Here is a 24,194-nt window from a genome sequence, read left to right on the forward strand (position 1 = left end):
TTTTAATAGGTGTTATTTAACACCATCTTTGACAAGCGTTTTAAAGGGAGAATTCCTATAATCACAAGTGTAATAACCGTTTCCACTCCCATGTATGAACCATTATATAAAAGGGAGTATAGATAAACAGAGGTTCCCTTTGGCGCATAGCTTCCGAAGAATACCGCCCCAGATATAAAATGGCAGGCGAATCTTGCAAACATTGCTATGAATACTCCACCAAGTATTCCTTTAATACTAAAGGCTCTAAAGTAACCAACTATTCCGATAGCCATAAAAGGGAGTGGATAATCGAATAGTACTTGCACAGGATGAAGTGCAAATGGACTCACCATAAAATTAATAATTCCAAATAAAAAGCCCGTTAAAAACCCAACTTCCGGGCCATAAAAAAATGCTATAAGTATTATGGGAACCATACTTCCAGCAGTAACACTACCACCTTGGGGTAATTTTAATATTGTAATAAATTGTAATACGGTAGCTAGTGCGATAGATAACCCAACTAAAGTTATCATTCGTGTAGTAAATTTAATTTTTCTAATTTTAAGTACCGCAAAGATTAATAAAAACACCCCTAATAGTGCAAAAATGGCAATAGGACTTTTTGTGATTTCAGTGATTCTTTCATTCAAACTCATTTAAATAGCCTCCTCAAATTGTGCTACAGAAGTATTATGTTAAAAACAAAAAAACTATATTCACATAAGGAATATAGTTAATGTATTTTACATCATAACCGCTTTCCTCCGCTGGTATTATCCAGATCAGGTATAAGGGTTAATGAATTAAATATTCATATCTCAGCCATAAGGCACCCCTAGCACATATTTTATTATTTCTTTCTAAGTATATAACTTAATGTTACATTCTACAACCATTTTCATTAATTCTTAAGAGTTGGTTATACGTTGCTATTCTTTTATCTCTTTAAAAAGCTCATATGCCTTTTCCCTTGCTTCTTTAAGAACATCTTCACCCATAGAGGTAATTGAGTAGTATTTTCTTATCTTTCCATCTACATTTTTATCCTGAACCTTAAGAATTCCATTTTTCTCTAGATTGTGAAGTATAGGATATAATGTTCCTGCACTTATTTCATATCCATGTTCTTTGAGTTCCTCTATCATCCATAGTCCATAAAAGGGCTCCTTTTTAGCATGATGTAGTATATGAATATGAATGAATCCTAAAAATAGTTTCCTCATAATTTGCTCTTGCATTTAAATTCCTCCTGTGGTAGTCTTAATTTATGATATCGTATTTCGATATCAATTAAAGATATCATTTTTAGCTATTTACTTTATATTTTATCAATCCAATGCACTGTAGTCAAGGAGGTCCTGTCATATGAGAGAAATATTTAATTATTTTTTTAAAATTGGTTTAATAGGTTTCGGTGGTCCCATGGCACATATTGCAATGATGGATTCAGACCTTGTGGATAAAAAGAAATGGTCAACAAAAGATGAGTTTTTAGATGGTCTTGCAGTATGTAATCTATTGCCTGGTCCAGCGTCAACTCAGTTAGGTATATATATGGGATTTCTTAGAGGTGGAATTTTGGGTGGGACGCTAGCTGGTATTGCTTTTATTCTACCAGCGTTTATAATTATAACTATATTAAGTTATGTATATTTCAAATATGGTGAAATTCCTAGTATAAGTGGTATCCTCTACGGAATTAACGCAGTAGTTATTGCATTAATATCTTCTTCACTGTTAAATATGTATAAGAAAACTGTTATTAACAAATCACAGTTTGTAATCTTTTTATTAACAACAATTGCTATAACACTCTTCAAAGTTAATATGATCCTTGCAATGCTCTTTGCTGGTGTAGCTGGTATATTTATATATTCAAATCCTTTTAAAAATAAAAATGGTAAAAGGCTATTTTCATTAGCTTTTACTCCCTTACTTTTAAAGCTTTTTATATTTTTTATAAAGGTTGGATCACTTATTTATGGTGGTGGTTTAGTTGTCATACCTTTTATAGAAAACGAGGTTGTAAATAAATTAGGATGGTTAACCCAAACAGAGTTTTTAGCGGGTATAGCCTTAGGGCAGTTAACTCCTGGTCCAGTAGTAATAACTGCCGCATTTATTGGTTACAAGGTTTTCGGATTTTTGGGAGCATTAGTATCAACTGTTGCAATCTTCTTACCATCATTTATATTTATTTTAATTGCGGCCCCATATCTAAAAAAAATTAAAAATATTTTATGGATTAAAGCTACACTCAAGGGAGTAAATGCTGCTGTTATAGGATCAATCTTGTCTTCAATAATATCCCTTGTTCCAGCAGCAATAATTGATATGCCAACATTATTAATTGCAGCAGTAGGTTTTATTTCAATAATAAAATTCAAAGTTAATGTTTTCTGGTGTGTGGGAATATCGGGTATATTAGGTTCAATACTAACTTTGATATAAATGAAAGAAGGAAATAAAATGAATGACCTATTATTTAAAGCCAGTAATCTTATTTATAAAGCCAATTTAACTTATGATGATATACAAATTAAGCAGGGCATGGTTAACTTTATTGTTGGGGACAGTGGCTCTGGTAAAAGCACTTTTTTAAAGTTATTGAACGGATCCATAAATAGTGTTTCCGGGGAATTATTATATAAAGGCACAGGGATTGATAAATATGAACCTATTGCTTTAAGACGTGAGGTCAGTCTAGTTTCTGCGGAGCCTTTTCTCTTTGATGAGAGCATAATAGACAATTTCAAAACTTTCTATACACTAAGACAACTACCTATGCCTAATAGTGATTATATAAGTTACATAACGGAGCTTTGCTCTGTAAATGTTCCACTAGACCAAAATGCATCTACTCTTTCTAGTGGAGAACGCCAAAGAGTTTATATATCCATTTTTTTATCATTATGCCCTAAAGTTATATTACTGGACGAGCCAACTTCAGCCTTAGATGAAAAAAACAGCCATAAAATAATAGAAAATATAATAAAATTCTGCAAGGAAAAGCATATTGATGTTGTAATTGTAAGCCACGATAAAAATATTGTTGAAGAGTTTTGTGAAAATAAAATTGAAATAATTAAGGAGTTTTAGATATGCATGGAACAGTTACTCTAAATATTTTTAAGTTTTCACTTATTTATTTACTGTTAATTATAGTTTTAGTAATTATGAAGAAATCAAAAGTTAATCAAACAAAGCTTCTTTTAATTGCAAGTATAAGAATGACGGTTCAACTTGTGACTGTTGGTTATATACTTCAATACGTCTTTAGTAAACCAAAACCAATATATACTGTGGTTTTTTTAATGATTATGATAGCATTTTCTGTGCATAGAGTAATTACAAGTAGAAAAGACTTAAACTCCAATTTCAAAATTGCAATTGGAACATCTTTAACCTTTTCAGGCCTTTTTGTTCTAATTTTCTTTGTAACTGTGGTTGTGAATAAATCTATATTCAATCCTCAATACACCATACCCCTAGCTGGTATGATTATTGGTAACGCTATGACTGGGGTAAACATTGCAATAAAAACCTTTATGGATGATATAAGCAAAGAAAAAAGTAAAATTAGTACACTACTTAATTTAGGAGTAGAACCTAAAGATATTTTGAAGCCTTTTGCTAATAATGCACTAGAAACCGCCTTAATTCCTACCATTAATTCCATGCTGGGAATGGGCATAATCTTTTTACCTGGGATGATGACAGGACAAATTTTATCAGGTACACTACCTACCACCGCCATTATGTACCAAATAGCCATTATGATTGCAATTTGTACTTCTGTTTGTATTACAGTTTTCTTATCTCTAAACTTAGGTTATAAATCACTGTATAATGATAGAAAACAATTCTTATAGATTTTATATATTTACATAGAATAATTTAGAAGTAGACCTTCGCAAAATACGAAGGTCTACTTCTAATTTTTTTTAATACTATTTTAATTCTGGCCAATATTCACTATTAGCTTCTATAAACTCATCTAAAATTTTCTTAGCTTGAAATGATGACTTAATTGTTTTATTCATAGTAAATCCCATAAGTGCTTTTTCATAGGAATTTTCTATTGCTGCATCAACAACTAACTTTTCAGAAGCCAATTCTTGTTCTATGAGACCCTTATAAAAAGTTGGTATTTCACCAATTCTTATAGGTTCTGGTCCATTACATGTGATATAGGCTGGTATTTCAACCATGGCATCATAAGGAAGATTACTTATTGCTCCCTTATTTTCAACAATTGCAAGAACCCTAGTCCGCAAATCAAAGGCCAATGACATAGCTACGTCCACAATAAACTGCCCATGTACTCCTACGTAGAAAGAGGATAAATCCATTTCTTTTGTTTCATTATAATGGTCTATTGCATCAAATAATTTTTTCTCTCTTCCTTCCATAACCTCATTTGCCCTTGTTCTTTCTTTATTTGAATTTGCTACAATATAATCTGATAGAAGATAGTACTGCATATATGGATTTGGGATATATTCAGGGAACATATCCACAATATATTTTAAATTCCTATAAGTTTTAAGCCATGAAGGATCTGAGTGCTGAGAATCAATTTTGGTCATATCTTCTAAAAGAAGTCCATGCTCTCTTGTATGTTTTCTTAAAATCTCAATTTTATCTTCTCCCTTTACCATTGCCTTTGTAAACCATCCAAAATGATTTAATCCAAAGTACTCAACAGTTAAATCTTCCCTATTACAGCCTAAAATCGCGGCCATATTTCTCATAGTTCCTACTGGCATATCACATATATTCATAACCCTTGCTGTTGGTCTTAACCTTTTAACCGCTTCCGCAACAATGGATGCAGGGTTGGAATAATTTACTATCCAACAAGTCTTTTTAGCATATTTTTCAACAAAATCAACGAGCTCTACCATTGGAAATATAGTTCTTAATCCATAAGCTAGTCCTCCTGGTCCACAGGTTTCTTGACCAATTACATCATATTTTAATGGAATCTTTTCATCAAACTCTCTCATTTTGTATTTACCAACTCTCATTTGTGCAAATACAAAATCTGCCTCGTGCATAGCCACTTTGGGATCTGTGGTTACTACTAACTTAACCTCTGGGCTCATCTCTTCTACAATTTTCTTTACAATAATTGCTACTTTGTTTTGTCTTTCTCCATCAATATCATACATTCTTATCTCTTGAAGACAAAATTTTTCTTTGTTTAATAATAAGCTTTTAATTATACCTGGAGTATAAGTACTGCCACCTCCAGCGATGGTAAGTATAAATTTCTTCATTCGAAACACCTCTTCCGTTTTTATTTAATAATTATTCATTAGTTAATCCTAACTCTTTATCTACAATTTTTCTTACTTTTGTAACGTTTAACCCATAAACAACCTGAACATTTTCACCTTTTATTACTACACCACTAGCACCAGTATTCTTTAATGCCTGCTTATCAATCACACTTGTGTCACCAACTATTAATCTTAATCTAGTGAAGCAATTATCAACTTTTTTAATATTTTCACTACCGCCAAGGGCAGCGACTATTATTTCACCCATTTCTAGTTTTGAATCTTCCTCCTTTGCTACTTTCTCCTTATAATCCTTTTTAGTATATAGCTGAACATTCTCCTTATTGTCTTCTCTCCCAGGTGTCTTCAACTTTAATTTAACAATTAGGAATCTAAATATGCCATAATAAACCGCAAACTGTACGAGTCCTATAAGTATGTACATGGGCCAGCTTGTTTTAGCTATCCCTAAGGGAAGATTATATAGAAGAAAATCAATTATTCCATTAGGCCCAATTGCTCTAACATTAAATATATTTAATGCAACCATTCCAAGACCGCTTAAAACAGCATGAATAACAAATAGAATTGGTGCAACAAACATAAATGAAAACTCGATTGGTTCAGTTACACCAGCGATGATAGATGTTACAGCTGCGGATATTAATAAGGCTTTAATCTTTACCTTGTTTTGAGGTTTTGTGGTATGGTACATAGCAAGGCATGCACCTACTAGACCAAACATCTTGGGAAGCCCTCTAGCATCCCATATAACAGTGCTAGATAATCTAGCAATTGTTGGATCAGCCATTTCTGCAAAGTATATATTTCTTGCTCCCTCTATGAGTTTTCCGCCTATCTCTGCAGTACCACCCAAACTACTGTATAAAAATGGTGTGTAAATTAAATGATGTAACCCTGTAGGAATTAGTAACCGTTCTAAAGTTCCATAAATAAATATTCCAAAATTACCGGAGTATTGAATAGCATTTCCTAAATTTAAAATTCCTCCTTGAACCACAGGCCATATTCCAGTAAATAAAATAGCTAATACTGTAACACTTGGTATTAATATTATAAATACTAATCTTGGACCTCCGTATATCTGCCAAGCGCCTTCAAACTCCCTGTTACAAAATCTATTGTGGACATAAGCTACAAGTAGTCCAAGTAAGATTCCTAAGAATACTCCCATATCAAGTATCTGAACACCTAATACCATTGCTTGACCCGAACCCCTTAACTTATCTGCAGGAACAAGCATGTTATTTAGACTCATAAATATATTCATTGCATTTATAAAAACTAAATAAGTTAAGAGTGCTGTGAAAGCAGCATCTGCCTTCTTTTCCTTGGCGAGTCCAATTGAAAGCCCAACGCAGAAAATTATTCCTAAATTTACTAAAACCGAAACCAGTGAACCAGACAACATCTTCCCAAATCCAAATATAAGGGGGTCTTTTAAAAATGGTAGATATGTTGCTAATTTGGCATTTGTTATAATATTACCAATAGCAATTATAATACCTGCTATTGGTAGTATTAATACAGGTACAAACATACCCTTTGAGAACTTTTGGAAAGCATCCATAATTTTTTTCTTCATTGCAATTCCCTCCTACTATAATTTTCGTCAACTATTTGTAAACCCATTATATTACCCTGCTTCGAACTTTGTAAACGATGTAGGACGTTTAAAAAACATGTTATCTAACTTGGTAACATGTTTTTATTATTTATATATTTTATTAAGTTAACTTATTAGAAAAATAATAATCAATTTCTATTTATATCTTCGTAGTATTTGTATATGATATACTCGATAAGCATACATACATTAGGAAAAAATGTATTTGGGTATATATTATTATCATCCAATTTATTTATGTCTAATATCTTGAAGGAAATATCCGAAAGCTTTGAAATACTATTTTCTAATTCATTAGTAAATGAAATTACTTTAATTTTTTTATTTTTGGATATAGTAACTTTATCTAAAACCATTTTTGTCTCTCCTGATTTTGAAACAACAATAAGCGCTTCAATATCCATAATGTTATTTTCAAAGATACCTACTGAATCACTACCAGTTGCAAAAATACACTTTTTCCCAAGCACAAGAATTTTTTTATTTAAATAATTAGCAATTAGTGATGAAAACCCAGTTGAATATATAAAAATCACCTTGTGCTTGATGTCTTTTAATATACTAATAAAATGTGAAATATCTTGCTCAGTAACATACTCAAGAAAAGTGCCCGCATCGGAACCTATAAATGCATTTTTATCCTTATGCTCCCCTTTACTTGGTGAACTTGTCATTGAGATAATATGGTATGCCAAATCAACAAATCCTGTATATCCCAATTTTTTTGCAAGTCTCATGATAGTAGATGTAGAAGTATAATTTTCTTTTGCAATGCCTCTAACCCCCATTGCCATCACTTTATCAACATTATTAATAATATAATTAAGAACTAATTCTTCAGTTTGTGTTATTTCTTTATTCCTTGTTATCTTACCAATATCGAAGTTCATAAACCCACCGCCCTTTGTATGATATATATTAGTCAAAATCGCAAAACAAACCTACAGTTAAAATGTAAACTGCAGGTTTTATATATTTACTATTTTATTTAGTATCAGTTATCCATTCATGATGGAAGCTTCCTTCTTTATCCGTTCTTTCAAAGGTATGAGCACCAAAATAATCTCTCTGTGCCTGTAGTAAGTTTGCTGGGAGATTTTCACTTCTATAACTATCATAATACATCAGTGCACTAGAAAATCCTGGAACTGGCACACCTAAATTTACAGCTGTAGATACTACGCTTCGCCAATCCTTTCCATAATTATTAAGAATATCCTTAAAATAAGAATCTAACATTAGATTTTTAATATTAGCATCATTTTCATAAGCAACGCTAATCTTGTTAAGGAATTGAGCGCGAATAATACACCCACCTCTGAATATTTTAGCAATTTCCCCATATTGAAGTTCCCAATTATACTCCAGCGCTGCAGCTTTCATAAGTGCAAATCCCTGTGCATAGGAACATATTTTACTAGCATAAAGAGCCCTTCTTACAGATTCTATAAACTCATTTATATCTCCTTCAAATAATGTATCTGGACCTTTTAATATATTGCTAGCGTATGTTCGTTCATCCTTTAATGCAGACATGCACCGTGCAAAAACAGCCTCTGTTATTGTAGGTATTGGTACTGCTAAATCTAGAGAACTTTGACTAGTCCATTTTCCGGTTCCCTTTTGGCCTGCACTATCCAGAATAATATCAACCATATGCTTTCCAGTCTCATTATCTTTCTGTGCAAATATTTCGCTAGTTATTTCCATTAGGTAGCTATCAAGCTCACCACTATTCCACTCTGCAAAGGTATCATGAAGCTGCTCATTCGAAAGTCCTAAAACTCCTTTTAAAAGTGCATATGCTTCACAAATAAGCTGCATGTCTGCATACTCAATGCCATTATGTACCATCTTCACATAATGTCCTGCTCCATTTTCTCCAATATAAGTACAACAGGGCTGCCCATCTACTTTTGCAGCTATAGCTGTAAAAATAGGTTCTACTATTTTATAAGCTTCAATTTCACCACCAGGCATAATTGACGGCCCTTTTAAAGCGCCCTCTTCTCCTCCAGATACGCCTGCGCCTATAAATCTAAAGCCCAAAGCTTCTAGTTTTTTGCTTCTGCGTATTGTATCCATAAAAAATGAATTTCCACCATCAATTAATATGTCACCCTTTGAGATATAAGGTATTAATTCCTCTATAGTATCATCAACAGGTTTCCCTGCTTTAATCATAATTAATATTTTTCTTGGAAGCTCTAGAGAGTTTACGAAGTCCTCTATAGAATATGTTCCCAAAATACTTTTTTCTTTTGACGCTAACATTAACTCATCCGTCTTTATTCTATTTCGATTATACACTGATACTGAAAAACCTCTACTTTCAACATTCAAAGCTAGACTTTTACCCATAACACCAATACCAATAACTCCAAATTGCTTTTTATCCATATATAGACTCCTCCTCACTGTAGGATAGTGTAAACACTATCCTCTATAATACCCATTTGATTTTCACATAGGTAAAGTTTTTATTTTCTTAATTATACACTTAAAGCACTGAAAGAAGTGCAATATTTCTTATATATTTATTTGATATATAAATATTATAATATTAAAAGTTATGAGCACCAAAATAATTATTTTTTTATTATTTTAATAAGGATTTTATATATCTCAGTTCCAAGAGACCCTACAATTATTATTAATGCTCCGATAATCTGAAAAACTGTCATGATTTCTCTGAATATCAAATATCCTACTAGAGCTCCCACAACAGTTTGCAAGGACGATAAAATACTTGTCATTGATGTTCCTATATATTCAGACGATTTTATATATGCTGTATTCGCTATCATTGTACAAACAATCCCTAATATTAGTATGTGTAAAATAACACTTGTGGATTTATCACCTGTTACCGTGGTAAATATAATCTCAAAATTTGTTATAAATCCAAGTGATATAATCCCTCCCAAAAATCCATATACAAGCATTGTGCCTGCATCATACTTGTCTTTAAAGTATCGTGGTATCATTATTTGAAGAGCAACTCCAATTCCATTTATTATTCCTGCAATTACTCCTATAGGATCTAAATCTCCTCCTGTTGTTGATAATAATCCAGCAGTTAAGATACATCCCAATAAACAAATACCAATAGTAATAACATTTTTTAAGGTTATTTTTTCTTTAAACACTATAGCACCGAGAATACTAACCCAAATAGGACTCATAAACATCAAAACAGTTGCTACTGCAACAGGTATTCTTTCAACTGATATACTATAACTTAAAAAACTTACAGTAAAAGCTACTGAACCATATATAAAACACACTATCAGTCCTTTTAAATCAATTCTTAAAAGGTTCCTATTTGTTATATATAGATATAAATAATATATGCTGCCAGCTAATAAACATCTTAAAAAGGAAATATCATAACTAGAATAACCTGCCATTGAAAGTTCTCGACTACTTACCCCCATGATTCCCCAAAGAATTGAGGCAATAACTACAAGAATAATACCCCTTGATTTCTTACTCATCTACTTCTCCTCTAAAATCCAATTTTCACTTGAAGATATCAGGTAAGAATTGCTTTTTTATTGAATATATTTTAAATATAAGTCTAAAACCTGGTTTATAAATATTCTTTTAAGTATTCCTTTGCATCCAAAAGTGTTTTGAACTTTCTATGAGAAAGTATTTCTATTTCATTAGAAGGCTCTTTCATATCCGGAATCATAATAGGAATCATTTTTGCTCTTGCTGCTGCTATTATTCCATTTTCTGAGTCTTCAAAAACTATGCATTCTTCAGGTTTGCAGTTTAATTTATCAGCAACCTTTAAAAAAATTTCCGGATCAGGTTTTCCTTCTGTTACTTCATCCCCGTATACAATTAAATGAAATTTATCCAAAATATGCGCGCTTTCAAGAAGTTTTTCAGCGCTTTTTTTCGCTGTAGATGTTGCTACTGCAATCAATACAGGTTTTTGTTTTAAAAATTCTAACAGTTCATAAAGTCCCGCTTTCACCGGAATTCCAGTCTTATTAATTATTCTTGATGCAAATTTCGACTTTAATTTTCTTATATCATTCAGCGGAAAAGAGTCTCCAAAACTTTCTCTAAATATAGCCTCACAGCCTTGTGAATTCATACCTATCATTTTAAACACAACATTTTGTGTAATTTTATATCCATACCTTCTACTGGCTTTTTGAAGCGCCTCCATAGAGATTCTTTCAGTGTCTAGCATTAAGCCATCCATATCAAAGATTATCAATGATATCTTTTTAATGTTTTTCATTATAATCACTCTCATTCCTATGTGCCTTCTGGTAATCAAGTCTTCCATAATATCTTCTTATAGGAGCACCATAAACATTATGTAAATTTACAACGTTCTAAAGCCCTAGAATCTCTTTCTCAATTACTATTCTTAATTCTTCTACAGCCTTTACTTCATCATCCCCACTGGCAACAATTTTGAGTTTATCACCTTTTAAAGCTGCCATACTTAATATGTTTATTATACTTTTCGCATTATACTCTTTCCCATCCTTGATCAAATTTATATGTGAAGTAAACTTAGATGCTTTTTTTACTACAATGCTTGCTGGTCTTGCATGCAAACCTTGCTCATTCATCAACACAATCTCTGCTTCGTACATATGTACATCTCCTTTTTAAGTATTATTAACATTGCTATACTATTCATAGCCCTTAGTCTCAGTTACCCATTCGTGATGGAATGTTCCCTCTTTGTCAGCTCTCTCAAAGGTATGAGCGCCAAAATAATCTCGCTGTGCCTGAAGTAAGTTTGCTGGAAGATTTGCCGTTCTATAACTGTCATAATACATTAGAGCACTAGAAATTGCTGGCACTGGTACCCCTAAATTTACAGCTGTGGATACTACTCTCCGCACGTCTGACTGATAACTATTAAGAATATCCTTGAAATACGAGTCTAACATTAGATTTTTAAGACTAGCATCCTTTCCATAAGCAACGCTAATCTTGTTAAGGAATTGGGCTCTAATAATACACCCACCTCTAAATATTTTAGCAATTTTCCCATACTCAAGGTCCCAGCTATACTCCACTGCTGCAGCACTCATAAGTGCAAACCCCTGTGCATATAAACATATTTTGCTTGTATAAAGAGCTCTTCTTACAGATTCTATAAACTCATTTACATCTCCTTGAAATTTTGCATCTGGCCCTTTTAAAATATTACTTGCGAGGATTCGTTCATCTTTTAATGCAGATATGCAACGTGCAAAAACAGCCTCTGTTATGGTAGGTATTGGTACCGCTAAATTAAGGGCGCTTTGACTAGTCCACTTTCCTGTTCCCTTTTGGCCTGCTTTATCTAAAATTATATCAACCATGTGTTTTCCAGATTCATTATCCTTTTGCGCAAATATTTCATTAGTTATTTCCATTAGATAGCTATCAAGTTCACCTTTATTCCATTCTGCAAAAACATCATGAAGTTGCTCATTAGAAAGCCCTACAACTCCTTTTAAAAGTGCATAAGCCTCACAAATAAGCTGCATGTCCCCATACTCAATGCCATTATGAACCATCTTTACATAATGTCCTGCTCCATTTGCTCCAATATAAGTACAGCATGGTTCTCCATTTACTTTTGCAGATATAGCTGTGAAAATTGGTTCTACCATTTTATAAGCTTCTTCCTGACCTCCAGGCATAATTGCTGGTCCTTTTAAAGCTCCCTCTTCTCCTCCGGAAACTCCTGTGCCTATGAATTTAAATCCTAAACGCTCAAGTTCTTTGCTTCTACGAATTGTATCCATAAAAAATGAATTGCCACCATCAATTAATATGTCGCCCTTTGAGATATATGGTATTAATTTTTCTATAGCTTCATCAACAGATTTCCCTGCTTTAATCATAAACAATATTTTTCTTGGAATTTCAAGAGAATTTACGAATTCCTCCATAGAATATGTTCCCATAAGATTTCTTTCTTTTGCTTCTATCAATAACTCATCCGTCTTAATTTTACTTTGATCATATACTGAAACAGATATTCCTCTGCTTTCAACATTTAAAGCTAGATTTTTACCCATTACACCAATTCCTATAACTCCAAATTGCTGTTTATTCATAATATAAATGCCCCCTCTCAAAAAAGCTTACACAGGAGAATTATAACTTCTCCTGTATAAAATTTTAATGTATAACCGTACTTAGTAATAGAAGCATAAGTAACCCAACCACTATTTATCGAAAATTTGATTTTCTAAACTTTTATTTAGCAGCAGATCTATAATGACATGTGCCATAGACTTTGCAGCTAATATAAGAGCTTTTTCACCAGGAGAAGAACCTGCAAGTTCTCTAAATTCAGGAGTATGATTTGATATTCTTGTAGGCTTTAAAGAGATATAAGGATTACATGTAGGCATTATCTGACTAACATCACCAAAATCTGTAGAACCAAAATCATCAGGAAAACCTTCAATTATTTCCTCCCCTAGGTTTTCCAAGTTTTCTCTACACAAATTACCTATATATTTATCGAATATTCTAGCTTTGTATCCGGGTTTTTCCTCTATTTCAACCTTACATCCCGTAGCCAATGCTCCAGCTTGAATACAGTTTAAGACCTTTATTCGAAGGTCTTGTAAAGTAGAATCCTCCATAGCTCTTATTTTATATTCAATTTCTGATATGGCAGGTATAGTTGCACCTGTTTCCATTTCGCCTGTAAAAACACCATGCATTCTAACATCTGAAGTGACTTGTTGTCTTAAACAAGCAACACTGTGAAAAAATATATTAGCAGCATCTAGTGCATTAACCCCTCTATGAGGACTACTTGCGGCATGAGAAGGTACCCCAATATATCTTACCTTAAAAGCATGAGCTGCCAAACATCTACCAGCTATTCTACTAACTCCAGAAGTTGGGTGCATCATAATGGAAGCATTAATATCTTTAAAAATACCTGCTTTTATTAACTCAACCTTACCACCTCCACCTTCTTCAGCTGGTGTTCCTATTATGCTAATATCCCCGCTAATCTTGAACATTTCCATAGCCTTTCCAAGTGCTAAAAATGCTCCAACAGCAGAAGTACTTATAATATTATGCCCGCACGCATGACCAAGTTTTGGTAAGGCATCGTATTCAGCCAAAATTGCATATTTATAATTATTATTTCCTTGTGTTATATTCGACTTAAATGCTGTTTCCAAATTTCCTATAGGTTTTTCTACATCATATCCTTTTTTTTCTATAAATTCTTTTAGCCAATTACTAGCCTTATATTCTTCATAAGCTAATTCAGGATTTTCGTGAATTTTTTTACTTAACTCTATCAATTCTGGTTTAATATTTTCTATATATATATTAATAAATTCCTTTACATCGCTATTATTGCTCATATTTTATCTCCTTCTTAATTTTATAATTTATCAACCCTTAAAGAGTAAATTGATTAAACACATTTTACGTAGCGCTATGATATTTACTAACAAATATCATAGCAAAGAGTATTTAACTATTTAATTTTTATATTTATAAGTAATTAAAATATTTTAAGGAAAGATGCTATTAATGAAAATGTCAATACTCCTAATAATATGGTTGTATATTTGATTTTTTTCTTAGTTATCAAATAATCAATAAAGAAAACTAAACTCAGAGCTAAAATTCCGGGTAATATTTTGTCAAACTGAGACAGCAGAGTAGTTTCTTTACCACTAACCTTATATTTTACAATTGGCTCAAACTTAACAAATTGAGATGATAAGACACCCATCATGAATAATCCTAATACTCCAGCAAAGGATATTACTTGTTTAATCTTACCGCTCTTCAAGATTTCCATTATGGATGCTTTTCCAACACGATAACCTAAAGACCAAAGTTGATAACTAATTGTCCATGTTATAAGGGGTATAACAACAATGGGCCCTATTGCTCCAACCATAGACCCCGATGCGGCTAGAGGAAGAAAAAACGCTAATACTATTGGTCTTATTGTTCCCCATGTTATTGTATCCCCAATTCCAGCTAATGGTCCCATGAAACCAGTCTTTACATTTATTATCATCTCATCTGGAATTTCTTCTTCTGACATTGCCTTTTTTTCTTCCATAGCAATGGTTATACCGTGTATGAGACTTCCCCAAGTTCCTTCAGTATTGAAAAAAATTAAATTCCTTTTTAAGGCAGACTTTAAATCATCTTTATTTTTATATAATTTTTCTAATATTCTAGACATGCAACCTGCAAATGTAAGAGCTTGTAATCTTTCGAAGGAGTTAGATAACTCTACTGTATTAATCCAAACTAACCAGGACCTAAATATGTCTTTCTTTGTTAATAACCTATCTTTATTTTCTGCATTAATTTCTTGTTTCACTACATAATCCCTCCTTCTTCAGATGTTTTATTGCTGGTAAATAGCACATGAAGATAAGCAAAGAAAGCGCCAAAAACGGCTAAAGTAATTGTATTGACACCTGGTGCTATTCTAAATAATAAAAATCCTACAATAAAATAAGGAATCATTTGTTTTTTTCCTATTACAGAAATAGTAATTGCAAATCCTAGTGCAGGTAAAATCCCGCCTGCCACTGATAGTCCATGAATAAACCATTCTGGGATTGACTTCATTACTACATTAACTGCTGCTGGGCCATAGTAAATTGCTAATGTCATAGGTACAAAATAAATTAAAATTACTAGCAATGTTGGATAAAGATATGCTGCTCTTCTAATTCCTTTAACATCTGCATTTTCAGCATATTTATCTGCCATATGTACAAAAGAAGCATTAAGTGTTCTCCTTATGTATTCTAATAATAAGCCTAATAATCCAACTGGAACTGCTAGAGAAACAGCTACTTGTGGGTCTAATTTATTTATTATAGCAATTGGTATTGCTATAAAAGAAGCTACTGCCAAGTCAGATGGTATGTTTCCTCCTGGTGATATAAATCCTAAGTATATTGCTTGTAAAGCCGCGCCTATAATTATAGCTTGCTTAACATCTCCTAGTACTAGTCCAATTAAAAGCCCCACAAACATTGGCGAATTTTTAGGTATTGTGTACATTATATTTATTTTTACAAATATAAATAACACTCCGAGGATTACCGCTTGCACAATACTCATTATTGCTCCCCCTTTAATTTAATTTTTAAAATATTTTTCAACAATTGACTGAAAGTCTATTTCCCTTTCATCAGGTAATATATGCAGTGTGATTTCTAAGCCTTCTTTTCTTAATTCCTGTAAACTATCTACTTCTTTCTGGCTTAATGTAATATTTTTATGTACAGTTGTTCTTCCTGGTGCAGAACCAATTCCACCAATTTGTAATTTTGTATATTTAAAACCTTCTTCCCAAGCCTTAACTACTTCATGTACTCCCTTAAATAAAAACATTATTTTATCCTTTTCGTTTTTACTCCAATTTTCAATAGTTTGTTCAATGGTATAAACATCAACTTTAACATTAGCTGGTGCTGCCATCTTATATACCTCGGCCATAAAAGAATCTTTAGCAAGAGTATCATCTACAATAATTATTCTATTTGCTTGAGTTCTTTGAATCCATCTTGTTACAACTTGACCATGAATCAATCTACTATCAATTCTAACCAATACTTTTTCAGCCACTAATCTCACCCTTTCTTTATTTAATAAATTTACTTCTAATATTTTGAATAGAATTAATACCTGTAGTTTCTACCAGTTCACTTATCTCGTCTATATTGCCATTATTATTTAACAGTACTTCTATAACCATTGCTAAATTCACTCCACTAATTATAGGGTAATCGTTATTTTTTAAAAAAGATGCGGATACATTAGAAGGGGTCCCTCCAAAAATATCAGTTAAAATTAATGTGTTTTTTCCTAACTCGATTAATTTAATCTCTACTTGATGTGTGAATTCTTCAAATCCCATGGTAGGATATAACCCTAGTGCATGGATATCTTCGCTTTCTGGAACAAACATTTTAGAAACTTCTATTAATGATTCACCTAAATTTCCATGTGTTAGTAGTAAAATATTCCATTTTTGATTAATGCTTATCTCCACTTTATCACCCCCTATTATTTTATTTTTGGTCTTTTTCAGAGCCCTAGAAAGATTTGTCGATATTTTTAGCATATGACATTTTAGAATTTTTTTTCATAACTCCATAAATAATCACCTCAAACCTAACTTATTGAAAATTTCCTCCATATTTATATATTACTACACTTATATTAATAGTCAAGTCATTTTTTAGAATTTTCGCATAATTTGTACAAGTTATTTTTTTCACAAAAAAAAAATTCAAACACATATTTTCAGCATGTGTTTGAAAAGTTTGAAAAATTTTAATATCTCTTGTTTGCTATAGCTTCCCTTATCTGTCCTAAAGCCTTATAATAATTATCTTTATCCTTTAGACAAGTACCTACAAACAAACAGTCTATAAGTGTTAATGCACTAATCCTAGACTCCATTGCCTCACTTTTCGATAAATTTTCTTTTCCATAGGATACGAGAACTACATCAGATACTTTTAATATAGGAGATTTGTAATTTGAAGTTATGGATATAATTTTCACGCCTTTGTCCTTGGCAATTCGCAGGTTCTCTACTAACTCCTTATTACTTCCAGTATTTGAAATAGCTATTATGCAATCATTTTCATCATACATTGAACTTACCATAGCTTGAAAATGAGAATCTGAATGAAATATGCAGTACTTACCTGTTCTCATAAACTTATGATATGCATCAAGAGCTATTGCGGCTGAACCACCCATACCAAAAAAAGCTATTCTTTTCGCACTATGAATATAGCCTATAGCCTTATCTAACTCCTCACTGTCGTTTATTCTTAAAGTCTCATTAAGAGAACTTATTGTAGAATTAAATATCTTCTGCATTAAAACCAGACTATCATCATTCTCTTTTATTTGCTCATGTATATTTACAAGAGGCTTTACAATTTCACTAGCTATGCTTATCTTTAAATCCTGATATCCTTTAAACCCTAGTTTTTTACTAAGTCTAAACACCGTGGCTTCACCACATTTACAATTTTCAGCAAGTTCTGTAATAGATGAGTGAATAATATCCTTAGGGTTTTTAAGGATGTATTCCCCAACTCTCTTTTCCGCTCCTTTAAGTTCTGAATATATATTTCTTAAACTTTCTATACCGCCTACGTCATTCATTATTTTATCTCCTAACAGTATTTTTGGCTTTATTAGCCACTTAACCACACAAACTCTATTTCTATTATACTATAATATACCATATAATAGTAAATTGCGTAAGCAAAAAAACGCTATTGTACTATTTAAAGTACAATGCATTTACAATTATCCCTTATTTTCCCACGACCCATATTAAATTATCTTTTAAGAATCTCGAAAAAGAATATTAATGATAAAAAGCCCGAGAAAAATCATATAGATTACTTCTCGGACTTATTTATATATTTGTATTCTTAGTGTTATTCTGCATTTTTAAGTGATTCAATCATATCTATGTTCCCAAATTCTCTATACATAGCTAAGTTTACAATTATAGAAAAGGAAATTGTAATTAATACTGAATATAGAAAATAAATAGGATCAATGTGTCTCATAAACATCATTACGTTTGTTTCTGAAGTATTTATTACAAAACTGTTTAAAAGTATGCCCACAGCTATTCCAGTTAAGCTTCCTATAACCGTTAATATGATATTTTCTCGGTATATATATAAGGCAAGCTCATTATTATAAAAACCTAAAAGCTTTATTGTAGACAGTTCTCTTTTTCGTTCATTTATATTTATATTTGTAAGATTATATATTACAACAAAAGCAAGAACTCCTGCGGACACTATTAACACAAGCACCACTGAATTTATACTTTTTGTGGTTTTATTAAAATCAAAGTGCATGTTGTTTTTATAACTTATGGAGCCTACATCTTTTATTGTTGTTAGTAACTTTGAGGTGCTATTTTCAGAGCTTTCTGTGGTGGATTTCAAAAGTCCATAAAACCCATTAAACTCCAGGTTACTCCCTGTTATTTTTTTGTAATAATCAGCACTCATATAAATATAATGTTGCACATAATGCTGGGTAATAGCTGTAATTTTAGCTTTTACCACTTTATCATTCAGGGTTATTTCAAAGGTATCTCCAATCTTTTTATCCATAAGCTTGGATAGTTTTTCAGTAATGATTACACCATCTTCACTTAGGTTCAGCGCGCTACCCTTCTTTGTAAGATTAATATAATTATTTAGCTTTTCCTTATGATCTGTAACCACCACGTAGGCATCTTCTCTACCAGATTTATCAACATCCACTGTTCCGTTCTTTGTATAGGTAAATAAAACTGATTTAACATTGGTATCTTCCATTATTTTTTTTTCTGTTATGACTTTCTGATTATACTCTATGTTTTTCTTAAGTGTTGACTGCATATCATATCTATATATATTCGTAAATTGACTTTCTACAGCACCTATTATTCCTGACTTAAGGCCAAAGCCTGTTATCATAAGGCCTGTGCAGGTAGCAATTCCTATTACTGTCATGAAAAGTCTTTGTTTGTATCTAAATATATTTCTGGCAGTAACCTTTTTTGTGAAACTTAATCTTTTCCATATAAAAGTTACTCTTTCCAGCAATATAGTCTTACCAGCCTTTGGCGGCTTTGGTCTCATTAGTGATGCTGGCGCTTCTCTTAATTCTTCAAGAGTTGCCGCAACTGCTGCTATCGTAGTAAAGAATATAGCTATTAATGAAGCCTGGAATGCTAGCCCAGTATTAAAGGGCGTTAATGAATTCGGAATAGAATAAAGTGAGCCATAGGCATTCATAATAAGCGGTGGAAACAGTCTAAATCCAAAGGATACCCCTAATATACTTCCAGCTATACTGGCCGATAGTGCATATATTAAATAGTGTGAAACTATAGCCCCTCTTGAATATCCAAGCGCTTTGAAAGTTCCAATTTCAATTCTATTTTCTCCTACCATTCTTGTCATGGTTGTAAGACTAACTAAGGCTGCCACGAGGAAAAATATAAGTGGAAAGGCCTTACCTATATTGTCTATCCTATCACTATCTTGCCTATAGGTTTCATATCCCAGGTTAGCGCTTCTTCCAAGTACATACCACTCTGGAGATTTAATATCTGCAATTTTGTCCTTATTTTTTTGAATTTCTAGTACAGCATCATTTATTTTAGCGTTGGCGCTTTCTTCTTCAGCCTTTATTTTTTTCATGTTTGCAGCAATTTCTTTCTCAGCATCATCAAGCTTTTTGCTTCCTGCGTCTAGATCTTTCTTTGCCTTTTGCAGTAATCTTTCTTGCTTAATTAATTCATCCCGTCCCGCATCAATTTGTGATTGTGACTTATCAAAATTGGTCTTTAATATTTCAATATCAAAATAAGGCTTCACCTGATCTAACACACCATTACTTTTTAATGAATTGTACATGGTATCAAAATCTTTTCCCTGGATGTTTTTTTCATATATTAGATTTATCCCATTAAACTGAGCGACATATATGGGATTAGTAGGGTCTGCATCTAATTGTTTTTTCGCATCTGCAACCTTTAATGCCATGGAGGATGATATACTATTTGCAGCTTGCACCTTCCCTATATTAAGTTTCTCTTGACTTGCAGTAAGTTGGTTTTTACCCTCTGCAATTTGAATTTCACCCTGAGCTTCTTTCTGATTAAAAATCTTTTGATTTCTTGCAAGTTCTACTTTTCCCTGCTGGGTTTTAATTTTTGCATCATTTAATTTTTTATAGCCTTCTGCAAATTTATCTCCTGCTTCTTTTTTAGACAGGTTTATTTTCCCTTCCGCTGTATTTATTTTACTTTGAGCTTCTCCTACTACCTGCTCATACCTAACTTTATTTCTAATAACCCCAAGCTCTTTTAGCTTTTGTTCTATATCACCAGTTACATTTTTATATTCGCTATTTAATAAAAGGCTATCTTTTGACTCTACCTTATTAAGTTTAACATAAATTTCAGTATAAACTTCGTTCTTAAACACCTCAGGTTTAATATGTATAAACCCTCGAGTTGAGCCATTTCCAATAGAGCTTAGCTGCCTTTGAGCTGATAAATATAGAGGTGACAGTGAAGCTCCTACTATTTTGAATTTACTTATTTTTAAGTCATCCCCTATTTTAGTATCTTTACCAGATTTAAGTTCTATCTCATCACCTATTTTAAATTTATTTTCGCTTAAAAACCTTTCTTCTACTACGGCTTCATTATTATTTTCTGCTATTCTTCCTGAAACAATTTTCATCTTATTTATACCGTCTTCGTAGGGAATTGAATTAACATTAATCACCAGTTCATGTTTGTCTTTTTCAACTATGGCATCTATTGAGTATGAACCCTCCACCTTTTTTACATCTTTTAGTTTTTCCACCTGTTTTACATCATCCAATGTAAGCCCGAGTGTAGAAATCAATTTAAAATCCATAAACTCTGTTTCATTAAAATATGAATCTGCTGATGTTTTCATATCTGGACTAGTAGCGCGAACTCCAGCATAAAAAGCCACTCCCATTGCAATAATTATTACTATAGATAAAAACCTTGAAAGTGTGTGTTTAATATCTCTAAATAAATTCTTAAAAAATGTTTTTTTCATTTTTACCACTCCAATTTTTCTATGGACATTGGATTATTATTTTTAACTACACTTTCAACTTTACCGCTTCTTAATGTTATTATTTTGTCAGCAATAGGAGTTATAGCAGAATTGTGAGTAATAACTATAACTGTCATTCCATGTTTTTTCGATGTATCAGATAATAGCTTAAGTATTGATTTACCAGTATTATAATCCAATGCACCTGTGGGTTCATCACAAAGAAGCAACTTAGGATTTTTAGCAAGGGCTCTTGCTATGGAAACTCTTTGTTGTTCTCCTCCAGAAAGTTGGGACGGAAAATTTTGCATCCTATCTTTAAGCCCTACATTAGTAAGTACATCCACAGGGTTCATTGGATTTTTACATATCTCAACTGCAAGCTCTACATTCTCGATCGCATTTAAATTTTGTACTAAATTATAAAACTGAAATACAAAACCTATTTCGTCACGTCTATACTTCGTAAGCATTTTTTTATTATATTCGCTTATCTCATTACCATCTACAAGAATATTTCCACTTGTAACCTGATCCATACCTCCTAGAAGGTTAAGTATTGTGGTTTTTCCTGCACCACTAGCGCCAATAACCACTACAAATTCACCCTCTTCTATAGAAAATGAAACATCATCTACTGCTTTAATAATAACTTCTCCCATGTGATAAGTCTTTTTTACATTTTTTAGTTCTATAAAATTTTTCATTTTTTTATCTCCTAATCATTATTTTCACAATCTAACTTGCCTTTAATATCACCATAAAATATATCTATTATATCAAGGATAAGCTTTCTAACTTCTCCACCATCCTCTTTTTCTCTAAGTATTATAGAGATACTCTCCACAAGATTATAGGACATAAGATATATAATAAAATTATTTTTAAGTTTTTTGCCCTGGAGTAATAGCTCATATTTCATTTTTTCAGATACTATTCTAGTTATGAAATCAACAAAGGTTTTTTTACAGTTTTCATACTTAGAACCTTCGCTTTTATTAAGTAATATTGTTATTTCTGTGCTGCTGCCTTTGAATATCTCCATTATTTTTTCCATTAATTCATAAAAGATTTCATCTGCCTTTTCGTTTATCTCCACTTTATTAAATTGATTAATGTAATCCATTAATCTTTCATACACAGAGCCAATCAATTTTTCATACAAATCATCCTTACTATGAAAATATTTATAAAAATTTCCCACTGATGTTTGAGAATTCACAGCTATACCCCTTATAGATGTACCTTTGTATCCCATTTCTTTAAATTGCTTTAGCGCTTGTTCTACTATATTTTTTCTGACTTCATATTTCAAATATTGCATTAGAAAACCTCCGTTCTCTTTTGTAGTATACTCTTTTTAAAATAAAACTTCAATACCTATAATGGAAATTTTTATTACTTGACAACTATAATTACTGGAAATAGTATAAAGATATATTAAATAAAAAATATAAGCCCTAGAGCCAGAAGTTTACTTCTCACTCTAGGGCTTATTTCTTTAATACAAGCTCTACTAATATAATTCTAACACATCATTTAGCAGACTGTTTTTCCATATCTAGCTGAAAACTATGCCTTTCCATCTCTTTATCCTTTTGTCGTTTCCAAGCATGTAGAACTAGCGCTATGGTAATAACCCCATAGGATATAAACATACGAAAGTATTCACCAACCATAGCCGACCCAGTAATGTTTTTACCTGCCATAGGCATAACTATAAACATTAAATGAAACAGTGCAGTACCAAAAATGGCATTTGGGATAGAAGCTTTAGCAACCGTTGCACCGCCAACTAAAAGTGATGCAGCTGCAAAAAGGCCTGCTTGATCTGCTCCATTATAAGTGTTCATAGTTCCTATATTTTGCAGATAAATTATTTGTCCAAAGCAAGCAAGGACTGTTGAAATTATGATGGACTGAATACGTGTCTTATCAACAGCAATTCCTGCAGTATCAGATACACTCATGTCAAGTCCTACAGCTCTCATGTCCTGACCCAGTTTTGTTTTTCTAAACCAAACAGTGAAGACACAAATCAAACCTATAATCAAAAAGGTTCCAACTGGAATACTTATATCACCTATTTTTAATAAAATTAGGTGATCAAATCCTTTAGCTACACCCAAGTTCAAGGCATTACGTACACCATACCCTTTAGAAAGCAGCAGTGAACTAGTCTTAAATGGAATTATAGATCCGCACAGGTATAAAAGAAAAAATTGATAAACACCCAGAATAAAAAAACCTAGAATCATGCCAGTAACCATCTCACGGCCTTTAGCCCTATTTAGTACCACACCACAAAAATATCCCAGACCTATAGCTATAGGAAGTGCAACAAGTGCCGCAAGGAGTAGCCCTGGAGCTCCTGTAATACCCCAGTCAGTAATAAATATCAATCCAATTTGACCTGCCATAGCACCTAAAACCATCCCAAAGTTGATACCCATTCCCGCCATAATAGGAAGCAGCAATGATAGTACTAGGAAAGAGTTTCTTGCCAGCCTGGTAATAATCTGATCCACCAAAAAACTTCCAGAATACCCCGAAAGCGGTATTGCTATTATGCTGATGATTAAAAACATTAATGGCACAACACTACCCGTAAGTAATGGGCCTATTTTTTTCTTATCAAATTTCATG

At 32.3% G+C, this 24,194-nt stretch carries 23 protein-coding genes and 1 riboswitch; of the genes, 3 read left to right on the forward strand and 20 right to left on the reverse strand.

Annotated elements, in window-relative coordinates; all coding sequences use genetic code 11:
- Positions 1-2 precede the first annotated feature (2 nt).
- A complete protein-coding gene (gene thiT / locus KPL50_RS06840; protein WP_216297713.1) occupies positions 3-641 on the reverse strand; it encodes an energy-coupled thiamine transporter ThiT in 639 nt (212 codons plus the stop codon).
- Between the two features lie 86 nt (positions 642-727).
- Positions 728-832: riboswitch (TPP riboswitch) on the reverse strand.
- 82 nt (positions 833-914) lie between these two features.
- Entirely contained in the window at positions 915-1,223 is a 309-nt protein-coding gene (locus tag KPL50_RS06845) for a PadR family transcriptional regulator (protein ID WP_216297714.1), read from the reverse strand.
- A gap of 127 nt (positions 1,224-1,350) precedes the next feature.
- Between KPL50_RS06845 and KPL50_RS06850 the strand changes: the two genes are divergently transcribed.
- The 3 genes from KPL50_RS06850 to fetB are packed head-to-tail and all read left to right on the forward strand — an operon-like array spanning position 1,351 to position 3,857.
- Positions 1,351-2,436, forward strand: coding sequence for a chromate transporter (locus KPL50_RS06850; protein WP_216297715.1), 1,086 nt, complete (start codon positions 1,351-1,353; stop codon positions 2,434-2,436).
- 18 nt (positions 2,437-2,454) lie between these two features.
- Positions 2,455-3,084: an ATP-binding cassette domain-containing protein gene (locus KPL50_RS06855; protein ID WP_216297716.1), complete on the forward strand. Its 630-nt coding sequence runs from the start codon at positions 2,455-2,457 to the stop codon at positions 3,082-3,084.
- Positions 3,085-3,086: 2 nt separating this feature from the next.
- Positions 3,087-3,857: an ABC transporter permease gene (fetB, locus tag KPL50_RS06860; RefSeq protein ID WP_216297717.1), complete on the forward strand. Its 771-nt coding sequence runs from the start codon at positions 3,087-3,089 to the stop codon at positions 3,855-3,857.
- A 78-nt stretch (positions 3,858-3,935) separates the two neighbouring features.
- Here the strand turns inward: fetB and KPL50_RS06865 are convergent, their stop codons facing one another.
- The 18 genes from KPL50_RS06865 to KPL50_RS06950 all read right to left on the reverse strand — a co-directional run bounded on the left by KPL50_RS06865 (position 3,936) and on the right by KPL50_RS06950 (position 24,193).
- Complete coding sequence (locus KPL50_RS06865) at positions 3,936-5,267, reverse strand: 6-phospho-alpha-glucosidase (RefSeq protein WP_216297718.1); 1,332 nt, start codon at positions 5,265-5,267, stop codon at positions 3,936-3,938.
- Positions 5,268-5,298: 31 nt separating this feature from the next.
- Positions 5,299-6,876 carry a PTS transporter subunit EIIC gene (locus tag KPL50_RS06870; protein WP_216297719.1) on the reverse strand — a complete coding sequence of 526 codons (1,578 nt, stop codon included), beginning with the start codon at positions 6,874-6,876 and terminating at the stop codon, positions 5,299-5,301.
- 170 nt (positions 6,877-7,046) lie between these two features.
- Positions 7,047-7,808, reverse strand: a complete 762-nt coding sequence (locus tag KPL50_RS06875) for a MurR/RpiR family transcriptional regulator (RefSeq protein WP_216297720.1) — start codon at positions 7,806-7,808, stop codon at positions 7,047-7,049.
- Positions 7,809-7,902: 94 nt separating this feature from the next.
- On the reverse strand, positions 7,903-9,318 hold the full coding sequence (gene gndA / locus KPL50_RS06880) for an NADP-dependent phosphogluconate dehydrogenase (protein ID WP_216297721.1): 1,416 nt from the start codon (positions 9,316-9,318) through the stop codon (positions 7,903-7,905).
- 188 nt (positions 9,319-9,506) lie between these two features.
- Positions 9,507-10,415, reverse strand: coding sequence for a DMT family transporter (locus KPL50_RS06885; RefSeq protein WP_216297722.1), 909 nt, complete (start codon positions 10,413-10,415; stop codon positions 9,507-9,509).
- Between the two features lie 95 nt (positions 10,416-10,510).
- On the reverse strand, positions 10,511-11,194 hold the full coding sequence (locus KPL50_RS06890) for an HAD family phosphatase (RefSeq protein WP_216297723.1): 684 nt from the start codon (positions 11,192-11,194) through the stop codon (positions 10,511-10,513).
- 82 nt (positions 11,195-11,276) lie between these two features.
- Positions 11,277-11,543, reverse strand: a complete 267-nt coding sequence (locus KPL50_RS06895; protein WP_216297724.1) for an HPr family phosphocarrier protein — start codon at positions 11,541-11,543, stop codon at positions 11,277-11,279.
- A 39-nt stretch (positions 11,544-11,582) separates the two neighbouring features.
- Complete coding sequence (gndA, locus tag KPL50_RS06900; RefSeq protein WP_216297725.1) at positions 11,583-13,007, reverse strand: NADP-dependent phosphogluconate dehydrogenase; 1,425 nt, start codon at positions 13,005-13,007, stop codon at positions 11,583-11,585.
- Between the two features lie 111 nt (positions 13,008-13,118).
- The gene (locus tag KPL50_RS06905) at positions 13,119-14,288 is read right to left on the reverse strand and encodes a M20 family metallopeptidase (RefSeq protein WP_216297726.1); all 1,170 of its coding nucleotides are present in this window, start codon (positions 14,286-14,288) and stop codon (positions 13,119-13,121) included.
- A 143-nt stretch (positions 14,289-14,431) separates the two neighbouring features.
- Positions 14,432-15,271, reverse strand: a complete 840-nt coding sequence (locus tag KPL50_RS06910) for a PTS system mannose/fructose/sorbose family transporter subunit IID (protein WP_216297727.1) — start codon at positions 15,269-15,271, stop codon at positions 14,432-14,434.
- A complete protein-coding gene (locus tag KPL50_RS06915; protein ID WP_216297728.1) occupies positions 15,271-16,026 on the reverse strand; it encodes a PTS sugar transporter subunit IIC in 756 nt (251 codons plus the stop codon). Before KPL50_RS06915 ends, KPL50_RS06910 begins: the two co-directional genes overlap by 1 nt.
- Before the next feature lie 18 nt (positions 16,027-16,044).
- On the reverse strand, positions 16,045-16,533 hold the full coding sequence (locus KPL50_RS06920; RefSeq protein ID WP_216297729.1) for a PTS sugar transporter subunit IIB: 489 nt from the start codon (positions 16,531-16,533) through the stop codon (positions 16,045-16,047).
- 16 nt (positions 16,534-16,549) lie between these two features.
- Positions 16,550-16,960, reverse strand: a complete 411-nt coding sequence (locus tag KPL50_RS06925) for a PTS sugar transporter subunit IIA (RefSeq protein ID WP_216297730.1) — start codon at positions 16,958-16,960, stop codon at positions 16,550-16,552.
- 284 nt (positions 16,961-17,244) lie between these two features.
- The gene (locus KPL50_RS06930) at positions 17,245-18,093 is read right to left on the reverse strand and encodes a MurR/RpiR family transcriptional regulator (protein ID WP_216297731.1); all 849 of its coding nucleotides are present in this window, start codon (positions 18,091-18,093) and stop codon (positions 17,245-17,247) included.
- Between the two features lie 281 nt (positions 18,094-18,374).
- Positions 18,375-21,548: an FtsX-like permease family protein gene (locus tag KPL50_RS06935; protein WP_216297732.1), complete on the reverse strand. Its 3,174-nt coding sequence runs from the start codon at positions 21,546-21,548 to the stop codon at positions 18,375-18,377.
- Positions 21,549-21,550: 2 nt separating this feature from the next.
- The gene (locus KPL50_RS06940) at positions 21,551-22,255 is read right to left on the reverse strand and encodes an ABC transporter ATP-binding protein (RefSeq protein ID WP_216297733.1); all 705 of its coding nucleotides are present in this window, start codon (positions 22,253-22,255) and stop codon (positions 21,551-21,553) included.
- 11 nt (positions 22,256-22,266) lie between these two features.
- Entirely contained in the window at positions 22,267-22,872 is a 606-nt protein-coding gene (locus tag KPL50_RS06945) for a TetR/AcrR family transcriptional regulator (protein ID WP_216297734.1), read from the reverse strand.
- 211 nt (positions 22,873-23,083) lie between these two features.
- On the reverse strand, positions 23,084-24,193 hold the full coding sequence (locus KPL50_RS06950) for an ABC transporter permease (protein WP_216297735.1): 1,110 nt from the start codon (positions 24,191-24,193) through the stop codon (positions 23,084-23,086).
- Position 24,194 lies beyond the last annotated feature (1 nt).

This window comes from Clostridium sp. CF012, from assembly GCF_018861755.1.
Lineage (GTDB): Bacteria > Bacillota > Clostridia > Clostridiales > Clostridiaceae > Clostridium_AD.

Coding starts and splice junctions, on each gene's coding strand:
- gndA (WP_216297725.1), bottom strand. CDS start 13,007: ATGAATAAACAGCAATTTGGAGTTATAGGAATTGGTGTAATGGGTAAA.
- KPL50_RS06890 (WP_216297723.1), bottom strand. CDS start 11,194: ATGAGAGTGATTATAATGAAAAACATTAAAAAGATATCATTGATAATC.
- KPL50_RS06850 (WP_216297715.1), top strand. CDS start 1,351: ATGAGAGAAATATTTAATTATTTTTTTAAAATTGGTTTAATAGGTTTC.
- thiT (WP_216297713.1), bottom strand. CDS start 641: ATGAGTTTGAATGAAAGAATCACTGAAATCACAAAAAGTCCTATTGCC.
- KPL50_RS06950 (WP_216297735.1), bottom strand. CDS start 24,193: ATGAAATTTGATAAGAAAAAAATAGGCCCATTACTTACGGGTAGTGTT.
- KPL50_RS06885 (WP_216297722.1), bottom strand. CDS start 10,415: ATGAGTAAGAAATCAAGGGGTATTATTCTTGTAGTTATTGCCTCAATT.
- KPL50_RS06945 (WP_216297734.1), bottom strand. CDS start 22,872: ATGCAATATTTGAAATATGAAGTCAGAAAAAATATAGTAGAACAAGCG.
- KPL50_RS06870 (WP_216297719.1), bottom strand. CDS start 6,876: ATGAAGAAAAAAATTATGGATGCTTTCCAAAAGTTCTCAAAGGGTATG.
- fetB (WP_216297717.1), top strand. CDS start 3,087: ATGCATGGAACAGTTACTCTAAATATTTTTAAGTTTTCACTTATTTAT.
- KPL50_RS06845 (WP_216297714.1), bottom strand. CDS start 1,223: ATGCAAGAGCAAATTATGAGGAAACTATTTTTAGGATTCATTCATATT.
- KPL50_RS06875 (WP_216297720.1), bottom strand. CDS start 7,808: ATGAACTTCGATATTGGTAAGATAACAAGGAATAAAGAAATAACACAA.
- KPL50_RS06905 (WP_216297726.1), bottom strand. CDS start 14,288: ATGAGCAATAATAGCGATGTAAAGGAATTTATTAATATATATATAGAA.
- KPL50_RS06895 (WP_216297724.1), bottom strand. CDS start 11,543: ATGTACGAAGCAGAGATTGTGTTGATGAATGAGCAAGGTTTGCATGCA.
- KPL50_RS06935 (WP_216297732.1), bottom strand. CDS start 21,548: ATGAAAAAAACATTTTTTAAGAATTTATTTAGAGATATTAAACACACA.
- KPL50_RS06855 (WP_216297716.1), top strand. CDS start 2,455: ATGAATGACCTATTATTTAAAGCCAGTAATCTTATTTATAAAGCCAAT.
- KPL50_RS06940 (WP_216297733.1), bottom strand. CDS start 22,255: ATGAAAAATTTTATAGAACTAAAAAATGTAAAAAAGACTTATCACATG.
- KPL50_RS06915 (WP_216297728.1), bottom strand. CDS start 16,026: ATGAGTATTGTGCAAGCGGTAATCCTCGGAGTGTTATTTATATTTGTA.
- gndA (WP_216297721.1), bottom strand. CDS start 9,318: ATGGATAAAAAGCAATTTGGAGTTATTGGTATTGGTGTTATGGGTAAA.
- KPL50_RS06865 (WP_216297718.1), bottom strand. CDS start 5,267: ATGAAGAAATTTATACTTACCATCGCTGGAGGTGGCAGTACTTATACT.
- KPL50_RS06930 (WP_216297731.1), bottom strand. CDS start 18,093: ATGAATGACGTAGGCGGTATAGAAAGTTTAAGAAATATATATTCAGAA.